This is a genomic window from Pseudomarimonas arenosa (genome assembly GCF_014841215.1).
GTDB lineage: Bacteria > Pseudomonadota > Gammaproteobacteria > Xanthomonadales > Xanthomonadaceae > Pseudomarimonas > Pseudomarimonas arenosa.
In genome coordinates this window covers 1-1503 of the sequence record NZ_JACYTR010000136.1, presented here as the reverse complement: position 1 = coordinate 1503, position 1503 = coordinate 1, and the positions used below count along the sequence as shown (strand labels likewise).

The window sequence follows — 1503 nt, the reverse complement described above, 5'->3', positions numbered from 1 at the left end:
ACCTCAGGGCGAATGCCCTGCGTAGCCGCGCAGCGGCCGAATGAGGGCCGTGCCAGCGCCGAAAGATCGCGAACACTCTGTTATCTCAACACCATCGGTCGAAACTCTGGCCCCGCTTGGAATCGCCGGATCTTTCGGCGCGACCTCACGAAATATCCGGGCTAACCCCACCCCGGCCCTCCCCGAACATCGGGGAGGGAGTTCCGGGGCACCAGCCGGCGCGAAAATCAGTGCGCATCGGTCTCTCCCCCGGCCCCTCCCCCGCCAGGGGGTTCCGCCAGTGGCCGCATAGCCTACACTTCCACCTGACCAACGCAACGACTGCCCTTCCAACTCCCACACATGCCAGCACCTCCCGCACCCCGCAGCGCTTACCTGCAAATCCACCTTTGCGTCGTGCTGTGGGGCTTCACCGCCATCCTCGGCAAGCTGATCGTACTCGCTGCACTTCCGCTGGTCTGGTGGCGCATGCTGATCGTCACCCTGGTGCTGTTGTGCATTCCGCGCGTGCGCCGCGCCTTGACCGAACTCGACGCCCGCAGCCTGCTCGCCTTCGCCGGCGTCGGCGCCCTGGTGGCCTTGCACTGGCTCACCTTCTACGCCTCGATCAAGCTCTCCAATGCGTCGATAGCCGCCACCTGTATCGCCCTCGGCCCCGTGTTTCTTTCCGTGCTGGAACCGGCCATGCATCGCCGTATGCCCGACTGGCGCGACCTCGCCATCGGCATCGGCGTGGTCCCGGGAGTTGCGCTGGTGGTGGGAGCCACGCCGGGAGATATGTGGTTTGGCATGCTGATCGGCGTGCTATCGGCCTTTCTGGTCGCTGTGTTCGGCTCACTTAACAAGCACCTCGTTCACAGGACCGACGCACTGACCGTGACCGCTCTGGAGCTTGGCGCCGGCGTACTGTGTCTGACCTTGATTTCGCCCTGGGTCGACCTATTGATTCCCGGCCAGGGCGGCACTCCGTGGACCCTGCCCTCACCGGCCGACTGGGCCTGGCTGCTCACCCTCGCCCTGGCCTGCACCCTGTTTCCGTTCGCACTTTCCCTGCATGCGCTTCGTCACCTCAGCGCATTCTCTGCTCAGCTCGCGGTCAACCTCGAACCGATCTACGCCATGCTGCTCGCCGGCATCCTGTTCTCGGAACAGCAGCAACTGACGCAATCGTTCTACCTGGGCGCCGCCATCGTCATCGCCGGCGTGTTCCTGCACCCCCTGTTGCACCGAACCGGCAAGCGCGCCGAAACCAGCAACGTTGGCGTGGCGGAGAGCAAGAGCGTCGAGCGCTAACAGGCTGCAGAGACTCATTTCAGCAGCCTGATTTGCGCGCCACGGACGGCGCCCGCGGGAACCAAACACGTACGTGTTTGATTCCCTGCTAACCCGGATATTTCATGAGGGGGCGCGGATGATCACCGAGGACTTTGCGTCGAGTGCAAGGCGCGACGAGCCCAAGTGGTGGGCCCACTTGGGCGAGATCGGGACGCAGTCCCGCGTAGC

Annotated in this window: 1 protein-coding gene; it reads left to right on the top strand. The window is 64.5% G+C overall.

Annotation, left to right across the window (positions count from 1 at the left end; all coding sequences use genetic code 11):
- Window positions 1-342 precede the first annotated feature (342 nt).
- Window positions 343-1293: a DMT family transporter gene (locus IFO71_RS21560; RefSeq protein ID WP_192031755.1), complete on the top strand. Its 951-nt coding sequence runs from the start codon at window positions 343-345 to the stop codon at window positions 1291-1293.
- The last annotated feature ends 210 nt before the right edge of the window (window positions 1294-1503 follow it).